This window comes from Parafrankia elaeagni, from assembly GCF_000374165.1.
Classification (GTDB): domain Bacteria; phylum Actinomycetota; class Actinomycetes; order Frankiales; family Frankiaceae; genus Parafrankia; species Parafrankia elaeagni.
On the sequence record NZ_KB893671.1, the window covers coordinates 1 to 20,411 of the forward strand.

Here is a 20,411-nt window from a genome sequence, read left to right on the forward strand (position 1 = left end):
CCGGCCGCCTCGTACTCGGTCAGGATCCGCAGCTTGTACGCCGCCGTGAACGACCGCCGCCGCGCCTTCGGCTCGACCTCCGGATCCGGCCGCGGCCGGCCACCCTCCCGATCTCCCACCCGATCATCATCAGCCAGATCCCGCCCGGCCGTCACCGACACCACCACGATCGTCGTCCTCCCTACCCGCCCNGTCACAAGATAACGGCTGGAACCTGCCTCACCTCATGCTGACAGATAGGGCGGCGAGCAGACCCTCGCCGACCACATGGGCTGGAACCCGACGGCGATGGTCCGGCTGTACGGCCCGGCCTGGCGGAGCCGACGTGCCCAGAACGAGCACGAGCGTCTGGGCCTCGGCGACCGGATCTAGCCCCATGAGGCCACAGGGCGCAACCGAAGATGAGGCGTCGACCGCCCAGCGCACGTAAAATCCATCAGTATAAGATGCCCGCTGATGCCGGCATCCCCTGGGAGGTGGAGGTATGGCCGAGAACGTCCACGATGTCGCCGCACTGATCCTCTCCCGCCTCGGGATGATGGACACGTGGCGCCTGCAGAAGTTGACCTACTACGCGCAGGCCTGGCATCTCGTAAGACACCGGGTGAATCTCTTTGACGACGAGATTCAGGCCTGGGCCAACGGTCCGGTGGTGCCGAATCTGTACGACAGAAGCCGCGGCCGTTTCTCCGTGGACACATGGCCTTCCGGAGACCCGAGCCGCCTTGGACCCGAGGCGCTTCGGACCATCGAATGGGTGCTGCAGCAGTACGGCGCCTTCAGCGGTGGCGATCTATCGCGAATTACGCACGCCGAGGCGCCCTGGCGACTGGCCCGAGCGGGACTGCCTGACGGCGCACGTTCCGAGGAGCCAATCGATCCAAGGACCATGGTGAAGTACTACACCCGACTTCGCTTGTCTCCTGACGAGGCGGTCTCGGCGGCCGTCGGTAGCGCGCGACTCGAGGGGTACACCTTCTCCGACGAGGACAAAGATCGCCTCCGGCAGGTAGCATCAGGAGAGCGCACGGCCGATGACGCTGTCGCGGAGATCCTCGCCCGCTACCGGAGGCACAACCCCGACCCGTGAGCGACCCGTACTGCTGGCCAGGAACCGGCTGTCTACGTAACCGGCTGGGCATTCGTGATCCCGGTGAGCTTGCCGACGTCGAGCATCGGGTCGCAGGTATGCGCTACGCCGACTTGGCAGCATCACTTCTCCCGGGCGCATACGAGACCGAGCACCTCCGGAGTTTCCATCGAGCGATCTTCGGTGATGTCTACCCGTGGGCCGGCGAAATCCGCACCGTGAACCTCGCCAAAGGCGGCCACCCTTTCTGCAACGCCCCCTTCATTGAGGCACAGCTCTACCAGATCTTCTCTGGACTGGCGGAGAATCGCCATCTCGTCGGGCTCAGGAAAGAACCATTCACCCTTGATTTCGCCACACTCTACGGTGAAATCAACGCAATTCATCCGTTCAGAGAAGGTAACGGCAGGTCCCAGCGCGCGTTCCTGCGGCAGCTTGCGGCGGGCGCAGGGTGGACTATCGCCTGGGAAGATCTTGACAAGGAAGACAACGACGCCGCCTGTCACCGGTACCGGATGACCTTCGAACCCGACGAACTCGCCGCACTACTCGAGCCGATAATCGCGCCACGGGCGTAGCCGACGGGCACGAGTGCGGGTGCAGGGTCCAGCGCTGGTCGGGCCAGCCGTGCGCGGCCGGGTCGCGGTCCAGTTCCACCCGTAGCCGATCGAGCTGACGGTCCGACAGCCGGCACGACGCCCCACTCGGCCCTCGCGACGCCAGCGCCGCGACGCCGCCGGCCTGCCAGCGTCGTTTCCACTGGTAAGCCGACTTCGTACTCACCCGCAGCCGCCCGGCGACCTCGACCGGGTCGACCCCGGCGGCCCAGGCGGCCTGCCATTCGGCGGCGCCGTACACGGAGTGGGTATAGGCGGCGGAAAGGACGGCGATCGTCCGCTTCGCGGCGGCGACGCCCTGGTCCATGCCGGTGACCCAGTTCGAGCCGGGGGTGAAGTCCCAGGCCTGGATCAGGACCCGGTAGCCGGTCTCTTCGAGGGTCCAGGCGATCCATTCGGCCCAGGGCCGGTCGGGTTGGGTGTAGGAGACGAAGAAGTCCCAGCCCGCCCCGCCGTTGGTGCTGTGCGTGTTGCCCCCGTTGCTCACCCGGACAGTGTGCCACCAGGACAGCCCGGGTCAGACCGTGCTCGTACGGCGTTTGGCTGGGGCCCGGAGATGGCGGCCGGCCCGGGGAGGGCGCCGCGGCCCAGGGATGTGAGGCGTCGAGCGGTGTGCTCCCGGGGTGCTGCTCTGGCGTCCTCTCTGCGTGATCTTCCGCGGTCTACGCGATCTTCTACGGCCGGTAAAAGTAGGAAAGTTATCAGCTGTCTGCGCGCTGTGCGTCGCACCGACGGCCAGTTTTGGGCTGATGCTGCAGGTCACGGGGCGGCGGGGGCTTGGCTGGGTGCGCCGGTGGGAGGTGATCCTTCCCCTGTGGCGCAGCGCTTCTCGACTCGCACCGCATGGTCGTGATGTGCAAACCTGCAGGTCAGGGCGGGTGTTTTGTGCGCCCGGCAGGGATCGAACCTGCGACCCAGTGCTTAGAAGGCACTCGCTCTATCCGCTGAGCTACGGGCGCGCTGCTCCATTGTGGGGTCCGCGGACGGATCCCGGGTGGGATGGACAGTGTCCACCACATGTCACCTGATGCCGCAGACAGCCCCGGGTCATCGGAGGTAGCGGCCCGCGTCGAGGCGCGGGCCCACGATCCCACATGCTGCCGCATCGACCGGCGGGTGGCCGGCTGACCGGCCGTCGGTCGAACCTCGTTGTCCGACGGCCGGTCGTTGCCGGGTGTGCTGGCGCCGGCCTGTTTCGGGCCGGGTGTGGCGTGCCTAGCCGGCGACCTTGACCAGGTCTTCGTACTCTGCGTCCGTGAGCGTGACGCCTGCGGCGTCGACGTTCTCCTCCAGGTGGGCGACCGACGAGGTACCCGGGATCGGCAGCATCACGGGTGACCTGCGCAGCAGCCAGGCGAGCGCGAGCTGCGACGGTGAGCTGCCGTGCCGCTTCGAGGCCTCGTCGAGGACTCCGCCGGGCCGGGCGAGCTCGCCGGTCGCGATCGGGAACCAGGGGATGAACCCGATGCCCTCACGCTCCGCGTAGACGAGGACGTCCTCGGCGGCGCGGTCGGCCAGGTTGTACCGGTTCTGGACGCTGACGATCTCGGCCAGTGACCGGGTCTGCCTGAGCTCGGCCACGCTGACCTCGGAGACGCCGATGTGGCGGATCTTCCCTTCCTGCTGCAGCGCCCGGAGCTCACCGATCGACTCCTCCACGGGCACCTTCGGGTCGATGCGGTGGAGCTGGTAGAGGTCGATGCGCTCGATGCGGAGGCGCCGCAGCGACATCTCGACCTGCTGGCGCAGGTACTCGGCGCGGCCGACGGCTGTCCACTGGCCCGGCCCCTGGCGGGTGAGCCCGCCCTTGGTCGCGATCACCAGCCCGTCAGGGTAGGGATAGAGCGCCTCGGCGATCAGATCCTCGCTGACCTCCGGGCCGTAGGAGTCCGCGGTGTCGATGAAGTTCACCCCGAGATCCACGGCTCGCCGCAGTACGGCGAGCGCCTCGTCCCGGTTGGCGGGTGGGCCCCAGATGCCCGGGCCGGTGATCTGCATGGCGCCGTAGCCGAGCCGGTTCACCGGGAGATCACCACCGAGCAGGAACGTCCCGCTCGCAGCCGCGTTCACGCTTGGGCTAGCCGCTTGTGTCGACATGCAGTGCCTTCCTCCGTCTGTGTACGGGGGCCGCCGCTGTGCGTCGGCCCGCCAGGCAGCAACCCTGATCCGCCGTCCGGATGTTCCCGGGCGCCCCCGCGGAGCGCGGGCCGCGGGCTGGGACGCCCGGCCGTCGCCCGGAGACCTACCCGGCTGACGCCGACTGCCCGCCTCGCAGCCCGGGTGTCGGGACGTCATCGGCTCCGTGCACGCCGGGTGACCGGTCGAGACAGTGTCGATGCTCGCAGGTGACCGCCGGTGAAGCACGGTCCGTCGCCATGTTGTGGACGGAACGGAGTTATCCACAGCGGGCGAAGAACCGGTTCCCATCCCGGGGGCGGTGGCGCAAAGTCATGGCGTGGACGCACGACCGGACTCCGTCGGCCCTCCGTGCCACGTGCGGGGGGCGCCCGGTGATCGGCCGGCGTCCGCTGGACCGTCTCCCTGCCCCCGAGATGTTCTCCAAGGAGCTCAGATGCCCGACAACGCGATCACGCTGATCGGCAACCTCGTCGAGAACCCTGTCCTGCGGATCACCGCGAGCGGCGTCTCCGTCTGCGGTTTCCGCCTGGCGTCGACGCCTCGCCGGTTCGACCGCACCGAGCAGCGGTGGGTCGACGGAAGCACCCTGTATCTGAGGATCTCCTGCTGGCGGCAGCTGGCCGAGAACGTGGCGGCCAGCCTGTCCCGGGGCGACCGCGCACTGGTCGTCGGCCGGCTGCGGCAGAACAACTTCGAGACGCAGGACGGCGACCGGCGGGTCAGCTACGAGATCGACGCGGAGGCCGTCGCGGCCGAGCTCACCTGGCGACCCGTGGAGGTCCGCAGGACGGCGCGATCGTCGACCACCCCGGCCGACGGGCTGGCAGCGGGGGATCCGTTCGCCGATCCCGGTCCGATCTCCGGCGACCCGTTCAGCGCCGACGGCGTCGGGTTCGGCGGGGCCGGGCAGGGCGACGATGACCCGGCGGTGTCAGGCGATGTTCCCGTCGCCGACGACGGCCGCGGAGGCGGCGTTCCGGACGGCCCCGTGGGTTCCGGCGCGATGCCGGTCCGCGGCTCGGCCGAGCCCACGTCCGGTGCGGCCCCGGCGGCCCCGTCTGAGAGCGGCCTGCGGTCGGCCCTGGCCAGCCCCGGCGCGATCGCCGTCACCGACGACATGCTCGGCACCGGCGGTGTCAGCGGCACCCGCGCCGTCGAGTTGGCCGGCCAGGGGCTCCGTCTCGTCGAGCTGGGAGCCGGCTCCGGCGTCGAGGTGGGTGCGGCGGTCGATGTCGAGGCCGTGCTCGGGGGTGGTCCCGGCCGTGCCCCGGTGGCTGAGACCGAGGCCGTTCCGCGGCTCAGGGCGCTGTTCGATGACGCGCTGCGGTCCGTCGAGCCGCGACACCGGTCCGGAGGCGAGGCCGCGCAGCGGTTGTCGACCCGGGCGGCGCGGGGCCCGTTCCACCTGGTGCCGCGGGCCAACCGGGCCGTGGGGGAGCGCCCCATCGGGCTCGCGGACGTCGTGGGTGAGCGCCGTCTGCGCGGGCTGGGAGGTGCCATCGGCTGAGGAGAGGTCGAGCCGGAGCGAGCCTGCCCGAGGTCTCCGGCCCGGTGCGGGCAGTCGCGCGGCCAGCACTCCACGAAGAGGCCGGCACGGGGCGATCGCGGGCCTGGCCTGGGCAGGCTGGTTGTCGAGGGTGGGGCGGCTCCGACCGACATGCTGTGACCGATGGGGCCACCTGCATCATCGGCGTCGGATCCGCTCGGTACCGTGCCGAGGGTGAGCAGGGCGAACGAAGCCGGTGGCGGCGCGGGTTCGGCACTGGACGACCTGTCCGGCGAGGCCGGCGGTGAGGTCCCGCGGCAGGAGGCGATCGGCCGGCCGGTGTCCCAGGCCAGCGCCGAGTCCAGCGCCGGCCCCAGCGCCGAGTCCAGCACCGAGTCCGGTGTCGACGCGGTGGCGGGCCCCGAGGTCTCCGCGGCCGGGCGGGCGTTCGGCGGGGTGTGGCGGCGGGCCCTGGGGGTCAGCGCAGCCGGCCGGTACGTGGCGGTGCTCGCGGTCCTCAGCGCCGCGGCGGCCGTCCTCCTGCGGCACCACCTGTTTCCCTACCTGTCGGTCAACAACGACGAGGTCATCTACCTCACCCAGGCCCGCGCGCTGGCGGGCGGCCACCTGTTCCCCACGGCGCCCGACCCGGCCGCGTCCTACGCGCCGTGGCTGGCCGCAGTGTCGGACGGCCACTTCGTACTGAAGTACACGCCGTTCGTGCCGGCGCTGTTCGCGCTGGGACTGGTGGTGGCCGGCAGCATCTCGCCGGTGCTGGCGGTCATCGCGGCGGCCGTGGTGATCGTCACCTACCTGCTCGGCGTCGAGCTGGCCGGTGATCGCAGGGTCGCGGCGCTGGCGGCGACGCTGATGGCGTTCTCGCCGTTGGTGATCATCGAGAGTGCGCTGGTGCTGAGTTACCTGCCGGTGCTCGTCCTGCTGCAGCTGACGTTCCTCGGCCTGCTCAGGGGTATGCGCCGTGCGGGGCGCGGGCAGGGTGCGCTGGCGTTGGCCGGGGCGGGGCTCGCGGTCGGGGTGGCGGCGGCGGTGCGTCCGTACGACGTGGTGCTGCTGCTCGCACCGGTGGCGGTCTGGGCCGGCGTGACGGCGCGGCGCGCAGGGCGCCTCGGGTGGGCGGCGCGGTGGACGGCGGTGGGGCTGGTGCTGCCCGCCGGGATTCTGCTGGCGTACAACGCGGCGGCGACGGGCAGTCCGTTCCAGCTGCCGTTCGCGCTGCTGGAGCCGGACGACAAGCTCGGCTTCGGCCGGCGACGGCTCTACCCGTCCGACGGGGGGCACGACTTCGGGCTCGGCGACGGGCTGGCCTCGGTCGGTGACCATCTGTGGCTGCTCGGGGGCTGGGCCTGCGGTGGGGTGCTGCTGGCGGTCGCCGCGGTCGTCGCGGCCGCGCGGCGCAGGTTCGACGGGCCGGCCTGCGCGCTGGGGCTGGGAACGCTGCTGTTCCTGGTCGGCTACCTCGGGTTCTGGGGGGCGTGGAACGCGGCGGAACTGTGGGGCGGGATCCGCTACGTCGGGCCGTTCTACATGATTCCGGTGCTGATCGGCCTGGTGCACCTGGGTGCCCGGGGGGTGACCGACCTGGCGCGTTGGTCGCGGCGTCGGGCGGCGTGGGCCTGCACGGGGGCGGGTGGCGCGGGGGTCCTCGGGCTGACGACGTTCATCCTGGTCGGGGCGGTCGACGCGAACGCGGCGATGACCGGTCACGACCGTGATCTCGCCGGGATGCTGCACGGCCTGCCGGGCCGGTCGCTGGTGCTGGTGGCGGCCAGTCCGCCCTACCTGGGGCATCCGAGCGCGGTGACCGCGAACGGTCCCGACCTGCGCGGGGCCGACGGGACCGGCGACCTGCTGTTCGCGGTCTCCCGCGGGGTGGCGGACCTGACCGTTGTCGCCGACCACCCCGATCGGACGCCGTACCTGTTGCGGATGCCGGCCGCGTACAACCGCTCGCCGGGGTCGGTGACCCGCTCACGGGTGGATGCGCTGACGCTGGCCACCGGGCGGACGGCGGAGGTCGAGGTCACGGTCGACGCCCCGCCGGCCGGGACGCGGTCGGCCCAGCTGCTGGTCGAGGCGGGCGGCACCCGGCTGGCCTACCAGGTCTCGGTGGACGGCCCGTCCCGCGCCCGGCTGATCATCGACGGGGATGGCGTCGACGCCGGTGACGTCGTCGACGCGGTGACCTTCAGCGGCGGGGAGGCACGGGGCGCGCCCACCGGCCGGGACCCCGGTGATCCGCTCGCCGCCCCGAAGATCACCCGAGTGTCGGGTGCCGGGACGTCGATCACGGTGTCGCTGGTGGTCACGCCCGCGTCCGGGGGTCGTGCCCGGACCGTCGACCGGCAGGTGCTGCCGGTGCTGGTCGAGCGCGGCGGTGACGTGGCGGTGCTGGCGCCGAGCGCCCACGTCGACGAGGTCGGCGAGGGCCGCCGCCTCCCGATTCGGATCACCCTCTCCTGAGACGCCTGCCCGATGACCAGAGTGCCGTCTGGCCAGAGGGCGCTCTGGCCGTCGGCCGTCTAGCCGACGCGGTGGATCGGGGGCGGGGAGTAGGCGCCGCTGAGCACCTCGCCGCCCGGCCGGTAGATCCGCAGGATGAGCCGGAAGTCCTCCCGGGCGGCCGGCAGCCAGTTCGCCGCCGGGGCTGACGACGACGGCGACGGCGCCGGTGCCGGTGCCGGGACGTCGCTCTGGATCAGCACCGGGACCGATCCGTCGGGGTCGCGGACGAGGTCGTCCTGGCTGTTGATCGAGTAGCGGTGCAGGGGGTTGTCCACGAGATAGCCGTCCGGCTCGTCGTACATGGCGAGGGTCCAGAAGGCATCCACCGGCGGTGGCAGCAGCCGCAGCCGGTAGTTGTGGGCGCCGGTGAGGCGGTGGCCGTCGACGTCCACCGCGCAGTGGGCGGCCGTCGCCTCGTAGGCGTGGACGAGGCCCAGCGGCCGGCGGGCCGCCATCGCGCGGGCGATGCGGGCCTGAGCCCGGTCGGGCATCTCCCAGGCGCGGTCGTCGAGGACGCCGGGGCCAGCCCGGTCCAGGTTGAAGTCGGCTTCGTGCAGCGTGCTGACCCAGCCCTGGTGGGCGCGGCGACCGGCGTCGGCGAGCCGTTCCAGCTCGTCGCGCCCGGTCCGCAGGCCGCTGCGCAGCGACCAGGCGAGCGGCGGGTCCGGGTCGATGTACGGGGACGGGTCGGACAGCAGGCCGAGGATCTCGAACCTGCGGGCGTAGGCCTGTTCCAGCCGGGACGGGGGGAAGGCGCGCATCCAGGTCCGGAACTCCTCCCAGAAACGCAGGTCGTCGCAGACCTGCTTGGAACGGTCCGGCGGGCCTTCGGGCTGGCGGGCGTTCGGGTCGACCGGCCGCAGGGTCAGCTGGTCCTGCAGGGCGCGGACAGCGAGCAGATCATCGGGCCCCCGGTAGGCGAAGTGGGCGACGATGCTGAAGACCCGCGCCGGCGCCTCGATCACCACACTCGCCCCAGCCCCAGCCCCAGCCCCAGCGGTGTCGCTGTCGCCGAAGCCGCCGGGCGGGAGGAGCAGGACCTCGCCGCCCTCGTCACCGGTGGCGCGGCTGCCCAGGTAGGCGAACGTGTTCAGCCACGGGTCGAAGAACGCGAGGCGGTGGTAGCGCCCGCCGGTGGGCGGGACGTGCAGCAGCACCGGACCCGCGCTGAGATCGACCTGGGCGGACGAGAACAGGATGTCGGGGTTGACGTTCAGGAACGACGAGTCCGGACCGGGTGGGTCGGTCTGGTGTGCGAAGGCGTTGAAGCCGGCCGGCCGGATCGGGCCGTTGCCCTCGCGGGCGGTCCGGATCATCTGCCGGATCGCACAGACAATGGGGTAGCCGAAGCTGAACGCCTCGGCGGCGAGCCCGACCCGCTGGTCATCCGCGCGCATGTCGCCTCCCGGGTGCGGGTGGCCTGGCACTGGTGTGTGTGCTGACAGTGTTCATCCGACTTCGGGTCGTACCCGCTCGGGATTCGTCCGAACGCGGCCCGGCGGGGTCGGCCGGACTGGCCCGCGGGCGGGCGCGGGATCACCGCCGTCCGGTACCTGGGCAGCATGCCCTAGGGTTGACACATGGCGCAGTACGTCTTCCAGATGCGCAAGGCCCGCAAGGCCCACGGCGACAAGGTGATCCTCGACGACGTCACCCTGTCGTTCCTGCCCGGCGCGAAAATCGGCGTCGTCGGTCCGAACGGCGCCGGGAAGTCGTCGCTGCTCAAGATCATGGCCGGGCTCGACCATCCGAGCAACGGTGATGCGATCCTGAGCCCCGGCTACACCGTCGGGATGCTGGCGCAGGAACCCCGGCTCGACGAGACGAAGGACGTCCGCGGCAACGTCGAGGACGGTGTCCGCGAGATCCGCGAGATCCTCGCCCGGTACGAGGCGATCAACGAGAAGATGTCCGCGCCGGACGCGGACTTCGACACGCTGCTCGCCGACCAGGCCACCCTGATAGACAAGATCGAGGCGGCGAACGCCTGGGAGCTCGACAGCCAGATCGACCAGGCGATGGACGCGCTGCGCCTGCCGCCCGGCGACGCGGACGTCGCGGCGCTGTCCGGTGGTGAGCGGCGCCGGGTGGCGCTGTGCAAGCTGCTGCTGGAGGCGCCCGACCTGCTGCTGCTCGACGAGCCGACGAACCACCTGGACGCCGAGAGCGTCGCGTGGCTGGAGCAGCACCTGGCCCGCTACGCCGGGGCGGTGCTCGCCGTCACGCACGACCGGTACTTCCTGGACAACGTGGCCGGCTGGATCCTCGAGCTCGACCGCGGCCGCGCCCACCCCTACGAGGGGAACTACTCCACCTACCTGGAGAACAAGGCGGCCCGGCTGAAGGTCGAGGGGCGCAAGGACGACAAGCGGCGCCGGATGCTCGCCCAGGAGCTCGAGTGGGTCCGCTCGAACCCGAAGGCGCGGCAGGCCAAGAGCAAGTCGCGGCTGTCCCGGTACGAGGAGATGGCGGCGGAGGCGGACAAGGCCAGGCCGCGGGACTTCGAGGAGATCCAGATCCCGCCGGGCCCGCGCCTGGGCAGTCTGGTCCTCGAGGCGAAGAAGCTGACCAAGGGCTACGGCGAGCGGGTCCTCATCGACGACCTGTCGTTCAGCCTGCCTCGCGGTGGCATCGTCGGCGTGATCGGCCCGAACGGCGTCGGCAAGACCACCCTGTTCACGATGCTCGTCGGGGAGGCGACGCCGGACGGCGGCGAGCTGCAGATCGGCGACACCGTCGACATCGCCTACGTCGACCAGAGCCGCTCCGGGCTCGACGCGAAGAAGAACGTCTGGGAGGTCGTCTCGGACGGGCTGGACCACATCGTGGTCGGCCGGACGGACATCCCGAGCCGGGCGTACGTGTCGTCCTTCGGGTTCAAGGGGCCGGACCAGCAGAAGCCCGTCGGGGTCCTCTCCGGTGGCGAGCGCAACCGGCTCAACCTGGCGCTGACCCTCAAGCGCGGCGGCAACGTCCTGCTGCTCGACGAGCCGACGAACGACCTGGACGTCGAGACGCTGCGGTCGCTGGAGGACGCGCTGCTGGAGTTCCCCGGCTGCGCGGTGGTCATCTCCCACGACCGGTGGTTCCTCGACCGGGTGTCGACGCACATCCTCGCCTGGGAGGGCACCGAGGCCGACCCGGCGCGGTGGTTCTGGTACGAGGGCAACTTCGCCGACTACGAGGCCAACAAGATCGAGCGGCTCGGGCCGGACGCCGCCCGCCCGCACCGGGTGACCTACCGCAAGCTCACCCGCGACTGACCTGCCGCCGGCGCCCGCGCGACCCGCGCGACCCGCGCGACCTGCGTCGGCCTCGCCCAACCAACGGAGCCGCCCCGGCCGATCGGCCGGGGCGGCTCCGTTGGGTTGTGGATCTCTTTCGTTGTGGATCTCTTCCGTGGGCCGGGTCAGCCGGGGCGGTTCTGCAGGGAGTTGGCGGCGCCCAGCAGGTAGTCCCAGAGCTGGGTGTGCAGTTCGGGGGGGAGGTCCAGGCTGTCGACCGCGGACTTCATGATTCGGACCCAGGCGTCCCGCTCGGCCGGGCCGATCGCGAACGGCGCGTGCCGCATCCGCAGGCGGGGGTGGCCCCGCTGCTCGCTGTAGGTGGTGGGCCCGCCCCAGTACTGGATGAGGAACATCCGTAGGCGTTCCTCGGCGGCGGCGAGCTCGTCCTCCGGGTACAGCGGGCGCAGCACGGGGTCGTTGGCCACACCCTCGTAGAACCGCGCCACCAGCGTCCGGAACGTCGCCTCGCCGCCGACGGCCTCGTAGAAGTCCGCGCGTGGGCGCGCGGGAGACGGTTGGTTCACGCCTCCATTCTGCGCCACCGGACGGCGCTCTCCCGACCCGAGGCCGGACCTCTTTTCCGCCCCGCCCGGATGGGGGCGGGACGTTCCCGGGTCGTCCAGGTGAGCGGGCGGCCGGCGGCGGACGTCCCGCGGCAGGCACCTCACCGGGCCGGGTCAACCCGAACGGGGGATGACCCACGCGGTGGTGTCCGGCGGGAGCACGAGGGTTGCACCGTCGTAGCCGACCGGGCTGCTGGCCAGGACGAGGCGCCCGGCGAGCGCCAGGTGGACCTCCTCCTCGGTGGACATCACACAGGTCAGCGCCGGTCCGCCTACGGTCCGGTCGAAGGCGAGGCAGCTGGTGGGCAGGCCGTCGCGCCAGCGGAAGCCGGGCCGGGGGGCGTCCGGGTCGCCCGGGTCGCCGAGGAACGGCAGCGCCCGGCGCAGCGCCAGCGCGCCGCGGACGAGCACCCGCGTCGACATCGGGTCGACGGACTGGGCGGCGGCGGTCAGGTCACCCCAGTCCGCCGGCTGGGGGAGCCAGGGCTCCGTCCCGTCGTCGGTGAAGCCGTACGGCGGCTCCTGCCCGGACCACGGCATGGGCACGCGGGTGCCGTCCCGGCCGGCCGCGGTGTGGCCGGAGCGTTCCCAGATCGGGTCGCGGCGCTGCTCCGGCGGGACGTCGACCTGCGGCAGGCCGAGCTCGTCGCCCTGGTAGAGGTAGGCCGTCCCGGGCAGCGCCAGCAGCGCGAGCAGGGCCGCCCGGGCGCGGCGCAGGCCGACGTCGCCGCCGCCGTAGCGGCCGGTCGGCCGGACGACGTCGTGGTTGGCGAGCACCCAGGTCGGGAGGGCGCCGACGGCGGCGGTCGCGGCCCGGGCGGCGTCGATCGCGCTGCGCCAGGCCGGCGCCGAGAACGGCGCGAACAGCAGCGAGAACGTGAACGTCAGATGCAGCTCGTCCGGGCGGACGTAGCGGGCGAGGCGCTCCGGATCGGCGACCCAGGTCTCGCCGACGAGCATCCGCGCCCGCCCGTCCCGGCGGTCGTACTCGTCCAGGAGCGCCCGCCACTCGCGGTAGATCTCGTGCACGCCGTCCTGATCCCACGAGTACGGCTCGAGCACCTCCCGGAAGCCGGCGTCGACCTGGTCGGGAGTGGGGTGATCCGCGGACGCGGTAACCGGGTCGGGGTGGTCGCGCAGCGCCTCGTCCTTGACCAGTCCGTGCGAGACGTCGATGCGGAAGCCGTCGACGCCGCGGTCGAGCCAGAACCGCAGGACCTCGCGATGCTCGGCGCGGACCCGCGGGTGCCGCCAGTTCCAGTCGGGCTGCTCCCGGGCGAACAGGTGCAGGTACCACTGGCCGTCCGGGACGCGGGTCCAGGCCGGTCCGCCGAACACCGACATCCAGTTGTTCGGCGGCCGGGCACCGCCGGGCCCGCGCCCGTCCCGGAACAGGTAGAGCTCGCGTTCGGGGGAGCCGGGCCCGGCGGCCAGCGCCGCCTGGAAGGCCGGATGCTCGCTGCTGGAGTGGTTCGGGACGAGGTCGACGACGACCTTCAGCCCGGCGGTGTGGGCGTCCGCCAGCAGGGCGTCGAGGTCGGCGAGGGTGCCGAACATCGGGTCGACGTCGGTGTGGTCGGCGACGTCGTAGCCGTGGTCGGCCATGGGGGAGCGGTAGAAAGGGGTGATCCAGACGCCGTCCACGCCGAGGTCGGCGAGATCGGGCAGCCGGCGGCGGATGCCTTCGAGATCGCCGACGCCGTCACCATCGGTGTCGGCGAAGCTGCGGATGTAGACCTCGTACATCACGGCGTCGCGCCACCAGGGCGCGGCACCGCCGCCGGGCTGGCGGAGCGCTGCGCCCGTAGGGATGCCGGCCGGGGCAGGCGGGTCCGCGGGGTCGGTGGCAACGGGATCCATGGCGGTATCAAACCCGTTCCACCTGCGCGAAGTAAACGGATGACACCGTTACTGACGGTGTCCGCCGTGCGGCTCGACGGGCGCGATATCCGACTAGCGAACTACACTCCGCTGGTGGATGACGTCACTGTCCGTTATGGAATGCTTCCTGGGGGTGGATGTGACCCGGTGGCCAAACGTCCCCACGGTCCTCACGGCAGGCGGTGGGCAGCGGTGACCGGCCTCAGCTCGGCGGCCGTCGCCGGTTCGGCAGCGGGCCTTCGTCCGCCTCCCGGAAACGAGCCGCCTGCCGGCACCGGGCCGTGGGCGGGCACTGGCAGCGAGCCGCGAGCCGGCAGCGAGCCGCGGGTCGGGGCCGTCCCCGCGACAGGCGGCGGCTACGGACCCGAGGGCTGGGCCGCGACGACGGCCTCGGTCGGTCGGGCCATCATCCGGGAGCTGACCGCCGCTCGGCGGCGCCGCTCACACGTCTCCGCGGGGACGACACTCGACCAGTTCGCCTTCCTTGCGGATGCCAGCCTCGTCCTGAGCAGCTCGCTCGACCCGCAGCGGATCATGGAGATGATCGCGGCGCTGGCGGTGCCCCGGCTGGGCACGGGAGCCGTCGTCTGGTTGCGCGGCGACGGTGACGTGATCCGGATGGCCGGCTCGTCCTTCCTCGACGCGAAGTCCGCGGACTTCCTTCGGGCCGCTGTCCAGCTCCGGCCGCCGACACTCGACCAGAACACGCCACCGGGCATCGTCGTGCGCACCGGCCAGTCGCACTACATCCCGTGTTACACGGAGCGTGTCGCCCGGGAACTGTTCGTCGGCTCGGCCTATGAGACGTTCTGGGAGCTCCCCTCCGGCCCGACGATCACCGTGCCGATGTGCGCCCGCGGGCATGTGCTGGGAGCCCTGTCCGTCGGCCGCGCAGGCCCGCACGAGTTCACGGCGCTGGACGTCCACCTGGTCGAGGAGCTGGCCCGGCGCGGCGGGGCCGCCCTCGACAACGCGCAGCTGTTCCAGGAGGTCGAGGAGTCCGCGCTGACGCTGCAGCGGTCGATGCTGCCCGCGCACCCGCCCGCCCTCGACGGCATGGAGATCGCGATGGAGTACCGGCCGGGCACGGCCGGCACCGAGGTCGGCGGGGACTTCTACGACGTCATCGTGCTGCCCGGCGGTCGGGTCGGCGTCGCCATCGGCGATGTGATGGGCCGGGGCCTGCACGCCGCAGCGGTGATGGGCCAGCTGCGGGCCGCCCTGCGGGCCTACGCGCTGGAGGACTGGGGGCCCGCGGAGCTGCTCGCCCGGCTGGACCGGGTCGTCGACTCGCTGCCGGGGCTGCAGATGGCCACCTCGATGTACGCGGTGTACGACCCGTACTCGGGCCGCGCGACGATCGCCAGCGCCGGCCACCCGCCGCCGCTGCTGGTGCTGCCGGACGAGCAGCCGGACTATCTGGTGCTCGAACCCGGCCTCCCGCTCGGTACGGGCGAGAAGGACCAGTTCTCGGAGACGACGGTCGCGCTGCCGCCCGGCTCGGCACTGGTGATGTTCACCGACGGGCTGGTCGAGTCCCGCCGCCGCCCGGTGGCCGACGGGCTGGAGCACCTCCGGTCGGGTCTGGCCGAACAGATCACCCGTCCACGGGCCGCGCGCGACCTCGACGCGGCGTGTGACGAGCCTGCAGCGGTCGACGTGCCTGCAGCGGTCGACGTGCCCGCAGCGCCTGCAGCGCCCGCTGCCCCGTCGGCTGCCGTGCCGTCAGCCGGTCCCTCCCCGGCACAGCCGCCGACCGGGCCGTCGCTGGCCGCGCCGGAGCGGCGGATCCGGGAGCGCCGGTCCGGCCGGGACCGCCGCGGTGGCTACCGCAGGCCACGAACGAGCGGCGACCGCCGCCGGACCGGTAGTTTCGCCGCCCGCAGCTGGTCCGGCCCGGACGCGGTGACCTGCGACGGCCCCGGCCCCATCCAGGAGACCGCGCGCACGCTGCTCGAGCGCTGCCTGCTCGCGGCCGACCTCCCGCCCCGCACGGACGACGACATCGCGCTGCTGGTCCTGGTGACCCGGCCGGTCCGGCCGCCACTGCTGGAGCTCGCACTGCCGGCGGTGGGGTCGTCCGCCAGCCATGCCCGCGTGGCGGTGCGGGGCGCGCTGCACGACGCCGGGATCGGCTCCCTCGACGACGCCATCCTGCTGGTCAGCGAAGTGGTCACCAACGCGGTCCTGCACGCGCGCAGCGATCTGGTGCTGCGGGCGACCCTCGAGCCCGGGCGACTGCGGATCAGCGTCGAGGACAGGGAGGGTTCGGCGCTGCCCCGGCCCGGCGACGAGTCCACCGACCAGATGGATGCCGAGCACGGCTGGGGCCTGCTGCTCGTGGAGGCGCTCGCGCAGGCCTGGGGTGTGGAGACGACCCCGGACGGCAAGCGGGTCTGGTTCGAGATGGAGGTGCCGGGCGGCGATCATCCCTGAGGCAGGGCGGTGGACGTCTCGTGGGGGTGCGACGTCCCGTGCGGGTGCGACGCCTCCTGGGGGTGCGACGCCTCGTGCGGCCGTTCCGGGGGTCCGGGGGGTGCCGCCCCGGTCTCGGCGCGGCGGACGATCGTGCGGAGCATGCCGCCGAAGACCACCGAGTGGAACGGGCTGACGGCCTTCCAGTAGAGGTGCCCGGGCAGCCCGTGGGGCAGGAACAGCGCCCGCTGCCGGTAGATCACCCGGTGCCGGCCACCGGCACCGCTTCCGGGGCTGCTGCCGTCCGGGCCGCTGCCGTCCGGGTCGACGCGCAGCTCCAGCCAGGCCTGGCCGGGCAGCTTCATCTCGGCCCGCAGGCGCAGCAGCCGGCCGGGCACCAGTTCCTCGACGCGCCACAGGTCGATCGCCTCGCCGGTGCGCAGCCGGCGTGGGTCGCGGCGGCCGCGGTGGTGCCCGACCCCGCCGGCGAGGATGTCGAGCCAGCCGCGGGCGGACCAGGCGAGCGGCCAGCTGTACCAGCCGTTCTCGCCGCCGATGCCCTCGATGACGGCCCACAGCCGGTCGGCCGGTGCGTCTACCGCCCGCGACCGTTCGTCGGTGTACAGCGACGAGCCGGCCCAGGCCGGGTCGGTGACCACCGGTTCGCCGGGCGGTGCAGGGCGGGACGTGCCCGGGTCGCCGCGCAGGCGGGCGAGGACCTCCGGGAACGGCGTGGTGATCGGGCTGCCTGGCCAGACCGCCGTCGACCAGCGGGTCTCCACCGCTCGGTCGCGCACCCGGGCAAGCGCGTAGGCCACCGAGGTGTCGAACGGGACGAGCCCGTCGGGCGGGTCCGGCACCCAGGCGGCGATGTCGTGCTCGGCGGCGACGACCTCCGTGCGCAGCGAGCGGACGAGCGGGCGCGCGATGGCCCGCGGAACCGGCGTGACCAGCCCGACCCAGTGCGACGACAGGCCGGGGGAGAGCACGGGGACAGGGATGATGACCCGCCGGCGCAGGCCCTCGACGGCGGCGAAGCGCTGCATCATCTCGGCGTAGGTGAGGATGTCCGGCCCGCCGATGTCGAACGAGCGGTGCGTCCCGGCGGGCAGGTCCAGGCAGCCGACCAGGTAGTACAGGACGTCCCGGACGGCGATCGGCTGGATGCGGGTGCGCACCCACCGCGGGGTGATCATGACCGGCAGCCGCTCGGTGAGGTGACGCAGCATCTCGAACGACGCGCTGCCGCTGCCGATGATGACGGCCGCGCGCAGGACGACCGTCGGCACGCCGGAGTCGAGCAGGACCCGCGCCACCTCCTGGCGGGACGCCAGGTGCTCCGACATCCCGGCGCCGGACGCCGGGCTCAGACCGCCCAGGTACACCAGCCGGCCGACTCCGGCATTCCGGGCGGCGTCGGCGAAGGCGCGGGCGGCGGCGCGGTCGACGGAGGAGAAGTCGCCGCCGCTGTCGATCGAGTGGATCAGGTAGTAGGCGGTGTCGACGCCGTCCAGCGCACGACGCAGCGCGGCCGGGTCGAGGGCGTCGGCGCGGACCACCTCGACGTCGGGATGGTGCGCCCAGCTGACCTCGGCCAGCCGGGCCGGGTCGCGGGTCATGCACCGGACCTGGTGGCCGATGCCCAGCAGGCGGGGGGCCAGCCGGCCGCCGATGTAGCCCGTGGCGCCGGTGACGAGTATGCGCATCCGCGGTTCCTGCCCCGCCGGGTGGCCGGCTACCGTCAGGAGACGGCCAACCGGTGGGCTCAGGCCGGGCTCAGGCCTGAGCCCGGCCCTGGTCAGACGCTGCTCAGGCGCTGGCGGCCTCCGAGATGTCCGGCACGGTGCTGAGGTAGCGGGACCACCGCGGGTCCATCCTGCGGGACCCCAGAATGCGCCAGGCGGCTCCGCTCGGCGCTCGGGGTGCCGTGCGAAGCCGCCAACCGAGATCGGCAACCGCTCGGTCGGCTTTGACATGGTTGCAGCGGCCACAGGCCGCCACGACGTTCTCCCATACGTGCGGCCCGCCCCGTGAGCGAGGGATGACATGGTCCAGCGACGTTGCTGGGGCGTTGCAGTAGACACACCGGTGATGGTCGCGTGCCAGCACACCCTTGCGGGTGAGTGGAACCTGTGAACGGTAGGGCACGCGCACGAACCGTGCTAACCGGACGACGATCGGAACCTCGACCGAGCTCGTCGTCGAACGCAGTACCTGACCGGCGGCCTCGACCATCACGGCCTTGTCGGTCAGAACCAGCACCAGTGCTCTTCTTTGTGACACCACGCACAGAGGCTCGTACGTGGCATTGAGAACCAGCGCCTCTGCCACGCGCCGACCTCCTGCCCACCCGAGGGCCCTAGCGGACCGTCCTACCCAGCGTCTCCGGTGACAATGGACAGTCAACCTTCTTCTGCGGCGGAACGCGAGCCTGTTTGCATGGTCATCCACCCGGGCAAAGCGCCGATGTGCATATCCGGGTGGGTTTGTGACCAACAACAAGCCCATCAGGTGATGTGTCGTGACCGCTCGAGTACACCAAGTGACGAGAAGTAGGGCTGTGTCCGTGCGTGGTCGGCGCCGGGGCCCTCGGCCGTCCGTGTGGGCGATGGGTGACACTGTCAAGGTCGACTCGGCGGGTGCGTGCCGGCGGCCGATCCTGCTCCGCGCCGGTGCCTGCCGGCCGCTGTCTCGCGTCGGGGTGCGTCCCGTCGGGGTTCGGGCCGGCCAGGGGTGTCGCCTGTCGGGGGGTGGGGTGCCGGCGCGGCGGATGTCGCCGGCGCGGGGGCGCCCACGGCGTCCGCGGTGCCCCTGGTGCCCGCGGCGGCGGCGACATCGCGGGGTCCGCGGCGCCGATCCGGCGTCGATCTGACGAAGAGATCTGTTACGGAGGATGGCCGACGTTGTGTCCATCTAGTGTCTACGGCTCGACGCGTGTCGCGTCGGGTTGTTCCCGGTGGGAATGTGACGTACCGTCGCGGAGGTGGGGCTGCCCGTGGTAGCCCAGCCGGTGATCCCGATGCTCGGCGCCATCCTGACCCCGAGCGCCGCCCCCACCACCTCGGCCCCCAGCGGTTCCCCGACCCCGATCCCCTCGGTGTCGCTGTCGCCCGACGCGACGATGGACCCGATCGTCTCGATCGAGGGTGTCGCCAACGCGTTGCGGGACGCCTGCGGCACGGACGCCAGCATCACCTGTCGCACCGTCTATAATGTTACGCACAGTAACTATCTTGCGTCGGGTGCCGAGGTGTTCCTCGGCACTCCCGTAAAGATTTTTCTGATTTTGCTGATCGCCGCGGTGGTGCGGGCGCTGCTGCACAGATTCATCCGGCGGGCCACCGGCCGAGCGGCCTCCGGGCGCAGCGGTGGGCCGTTGCGCGGCCTGCGCTCCAACACGCTGCTCGGTGCGTTCGGTGATCCGACCGTGCTGCTGGAACGGCGTCGCCAGCGCGCTGGAACCGTCGGTTCCCTGCTGCGCAGCGTGACGTCCATCTTTATTTTCGGGCTCGCTTTTCTGACGATCCTGGGTGAGATCGGGCTGAATCTCGCGCCGATCGTCGCCAGCGCCGGCGTCCTCGGCATCGCGGTCGGTTTCGGCGCGCAGAATCTGGTGCGCGACTTCCTGTCGGGAACGTTCATGCTGCTGGAGGACCAGTACGGCGTCGGTGACGTGATCGATGTCGGGCCGGTTTCCGGCACCGTCGAGGCCGTGAGCCTGCGTATGACCAGGTTGCGCGACGTCGAGGGAACGGTCTGGTATGTCCGCAACGGTGAGATCACCCGGGTCGGGAACAAGAGTCAGCAGTGGGCCCGCGCTGTTCTCGACGTCCCGCTCGACTACGACACCGAGGTCGCGGCGGCCAAGCGGATCCTGGTCACCACCGCCGACGAGCTGTGGAAGGACGACAAGTGGGCGAGCCTCATCCTGTCCGAGCCCGAGGTCTGGGGCATGGAGACGATGACGGCCGACGGGTACACGCTGCGCATCGCGATCAAGACCCAGCCGCTCAAGCAGTGGGACGTGGCGCGCGAGCTGCGTGAGCGCGTCCGGTCGTCGCTGAGCATGGCGGGGATCGATCTGGGCACCGTGCAGCGCAGCGAGGTCGTCATGGTCGACGACGACGACGATCAGCCCGCCGAGTCGGAGGACGAGACCGGCGGCGTCCCGAGCCAGCCCGGTGGGGCGGGCCAGGGCGCCGGCGAGCAGTCGGCGCCGCGCATCGACCCACCCGCGCCGGCTCCGTCGTCGGCCGGTGAGTCGTCGGCCGGTGCCTCCTCGGGCTCCGGCCGCGGGCTGGGGGGAGGCGCCGGTTCGCGCTGACCGGGCCTGGTTCGGGCGGGTGCGGGCGGCCTGTCTGAAGCTGGGCTGAGGATCCCGCAAGGTCTTGCTGAGACGGGCCCCCGGAG

At 72.1% G+C, this 20,411-nt stretch carries 13 protein-coding genes, 1 tRNA gene and 1 pseudogene; 7 read left to right on the forward strand and 8 right to left on the reverse strand.

Features of this window, described 5'->3' with window-relative positions:
• Positions 1–484: 484 nt before the first annotated feature.
• Both B207_RS0101810 and B207_RS43125 read left to right on the forward strand, forming a co-directional pair.
• The gene (locus B207_RS0101810; protein ID WP_018634795.1) at positions 485–1,090 is read left to right on the forward strand and encodes a type II toxin-antitoxin system antitoxin SocA domain-containing protein; all 606 of its coding nucleotides are present in this window, start codon (positions 485–487) and stop codon (positions 1,088–1,090) included.
• A 98-nt stretch (positions 1,091–1,188) separates the two neighbouring features.
• Positions 1,189–1,668, forward strand: coding sequence for a Fic family protein (locus B207_RS43125; protein ID WP_018634796.1), 480 nt, complete (start codon positions 1,189–1,191; stop codon positions 1,666–1,668).
• 22 nt (positions 1,669–1,690) lie between these two features.
• Here the strand turns inward: B207_RS43125 and B207_RS41000 are convergent.
• From B207_RS41000 to B207_RS0101825, 3 genes and pseudogenes are all read right to left on the reverse strand, one after another.
• A pseudogene (locus B207_RS41000) lies at positions 1,691–2,194 on the reverse strand (TIR domain-containing protein); the annotation flags it as partial.
• A 399-nt stretch (positions 2,195–2,593) separates the two neighbouring features.
• Positions 2,594–2,666 (reverse strand) — tRNA-Arg (locus B207_RS0101820).
• A 256-nt stretch (positions 2,667–2,922) separates the two neighbouring features.
• Positions 2,923–3,804 carry an aldo/keto reductase gene (locus tag B207_RS0101825; protein ID WP_026310561.1) on the reverse strand — a complete coding sequence of 294 codons (882 nt, stop codon included), beginning with the start codon at positions 3,802–3,804 and terminating at the stop codon, positions 2,923–2,925.
• A 475-nt stretch (positions 3,805–4,279) separates the two neighbouring features.
• Here B207_RS0101825 and ssb point away from each other — a divergent pair, with 475 nt between their 5' ends.
• The gene (gene ssb / locus B207_RS41005; protein ID WP_018634798.1) at positions 4,280–5,353 is read left to right on the forward strand and encodes a single-stranded DNA-binding protein; all 1,074 of its coding nucleotides are present in this window, start codon (positions 4,280–4,282) and stop codon (positions 5,351–5,353) included.
• Between the two features lie 213 nt (positions 5,354–5,566).
• Positions 5,567–7,813 carry a DUF7846 domain-containing protein gene (locus B207_RS0101835; protein ID WP_018634799.1) on the forward strand — a complete coding sequence of 749 codons (2,247 nt, stop codon included), beginning with the start codon at positions 5,567–5,569 and terminating at the stop codon, positions 7,811–7,813.
• A 59-nt stretch (positions 7,814–7,872) separates the two neighbouring features.
• On the opposite strand, the gene B207_RS0101840 is transcribed toward B207_RS0101835, so the two are convergent.
• Complete coding sequence (locus tag B207_RS0101840; RefSeq protein WP_018634800.1) at positions 7,873–9,252, reverse strand: DUF1254 domain-containing protein; 1,380 nt, start codon at positions 9,250–9,252, stop codon at positions 7,873–7,875.
• A 183-nt stretch (positions 9,253–9,435) separates the two neighbouring features.
• On the opposite strand from B207_RS0101840, the gene ettA reads away from it, so the two are divergent.
• Positions 9,436–11,118 carry an energy-dependent translational throttle protein EttA gene (gene ettA / locus B207_RS0101845; protein ID WP_018634801.1) on the forward strand — a complete coding sequence of 561 codons (1,683 nt, stop codon included), beginning with the start codon at positions 9,436–9,438 and terminating at the stop codon, positions 11,116–11,118.
• Positions 11,119–11,264: 146 nt separating this feature from the next.
• Here ettA and B207_RS0101850 read toward each other — a convergent pair whose 3' ends face one another.
• Together B207_RS0101850 and B207_RS0101855 are read right to left on the reverse strand one after the other, a co-directional pair.
• Positions 11,265–11,684 (reverse strand): globin, encoded by a 420-nt coding sequence (locus tag B207_RS0101850; protein ID WP_026310563.1) that lies wholly within the window; start codon positions 11,682–11,684, stop codon positions 11,265–11,267.
• Positions 11,685–11,819: 135 nt separating this feature from the next.
• On the reverse strand, positions 11,820–13,565 hold the full coding sequence (locus B207_RS0101855; protein ID WP_018634803.1) for a glycoside hydrolase family 13 protein: 1,746 nt from the start codon (positions 13,563–13,565) through the stop codon (positions 11,820–11,822).
• Positions 13,566–13,778: 213 nt separating this feature from the next.
• On the opposite strand from B207_RS0101855, the gene B207_RS0101860 reads away from it, so the two are divergent.
• Positions 13,779–16,022, forward strand: coding sequence for an ATP-binding SpoIIE family protein phosphatase (locus B207_RS0101860; RefSeq protein ID WP_018634804.1), 2,244 nt, complete (start codon positions 13,779–13,781; stop codon positions 16,020–16,022).
• Here the strand turns inward: B207_RS0101860 and B207_RS0101865 are convergent.
• Positions 16,013–17,707, reverse strand: a complete 1,695-nt coding sequence (locus B207_RS0101865; RefSeq protein WP_018634805.1) for an SDR family oxidoreductase — start codon at positions 17,705–17,707, stop codon at positions 16,013–16,015. The genes B207_RS0101860 and B207_RS0101865 overlap by 10 nt on opposite strands.
• Before the next feature lie 103 nt (positions 17,708–17,810).
• Complete coding sequence (locus B207_RS0101870) at positions 17,811–18,332, reverse strand: HNH endonuclease (protein WP_026310564.1); 522 nt, start codon at positions 18,330–18,332, stop codon at positions 17,811–17,813.
• Between the two features lie 688 nt (positions 18,333–19,020).
• On the opposite strand from B207_RS0101870, the gene B207_RS32105 reads away from it, so the two are divergent.
• On the forward strand, positions 19,021–20,325 hold the full coding sequence (locus B207_RS32105) for a mechanosensitive ion channel family protein (protein WP_051102355.1): 1,305 nt from the start codon (positions 19,021–19,023) through the stop codon (positions 20,323–20,325).
• Positions 20,326–20,411: the final 86 nt, after the last annotated feature.

Coding starts and splice junctions, on each gene's coding strand:
- B207_RS0101825 (WP_026310561.1), bottom strand. CDS start 3,804: ATGTCGACACAAGCGGCTAGCCCAAGCGTGAACGCGGCTGCGAGCGGG.
- B207_RS0101865 (WP_018634805.1), bottom strand. CDS start 17,707: ATGCGCATACTCGTCACCGGCGCCACGGGCTACATCGGCGGCCGGCTG.
- B207_RS0101855 (WP_018634803.1), bottom strand. CDS start 13,565: ATGGATCCCGTTGCCACCGACCCCGCGGACCCGCCTGCCCCGGCCGGC.
- B207_RS43125 (WP_018634796.1), top strand. CDS start 1,189: ATGCGCTACGCCGACTTGGCAGCATCACTTCTCCCGGGCGCATACGAG.
- ssb (WP_018634798.1), top strand. CDS start 4,280: ATGCCCGACAACGCGATCACGCTGATCGGCAACCTCGTCGAGAACCCT.
- B207_RS0101810 (WP_018634795.1), top strand. CDS start 485: ATGGCCGAGAACGTCCACGATGTCGCCGCACTGATCCTCTCCCGCCTC.
- ettA (WP_018634801.1), top strand. CDS start 9,436: ATGGCGCAGTACGTCTTCCAGATGCGCAAGGCCCGCAAGGCCCACGGC.
- B207_RS32105 (WP_051102355.1), top strand. CDS start 19,021: ATGCTCGGCGCCATCCTGACCCCGAGCGCCGCCCCCACCACCTCGGCC.
- B207_RS0101840 (WP_018634800.1), bottom strand. CDS start 9,252: ATGCGCGCGGATGACCAGCGGGTCGGGCTCGCCGCCGAGGCGTTCAGC.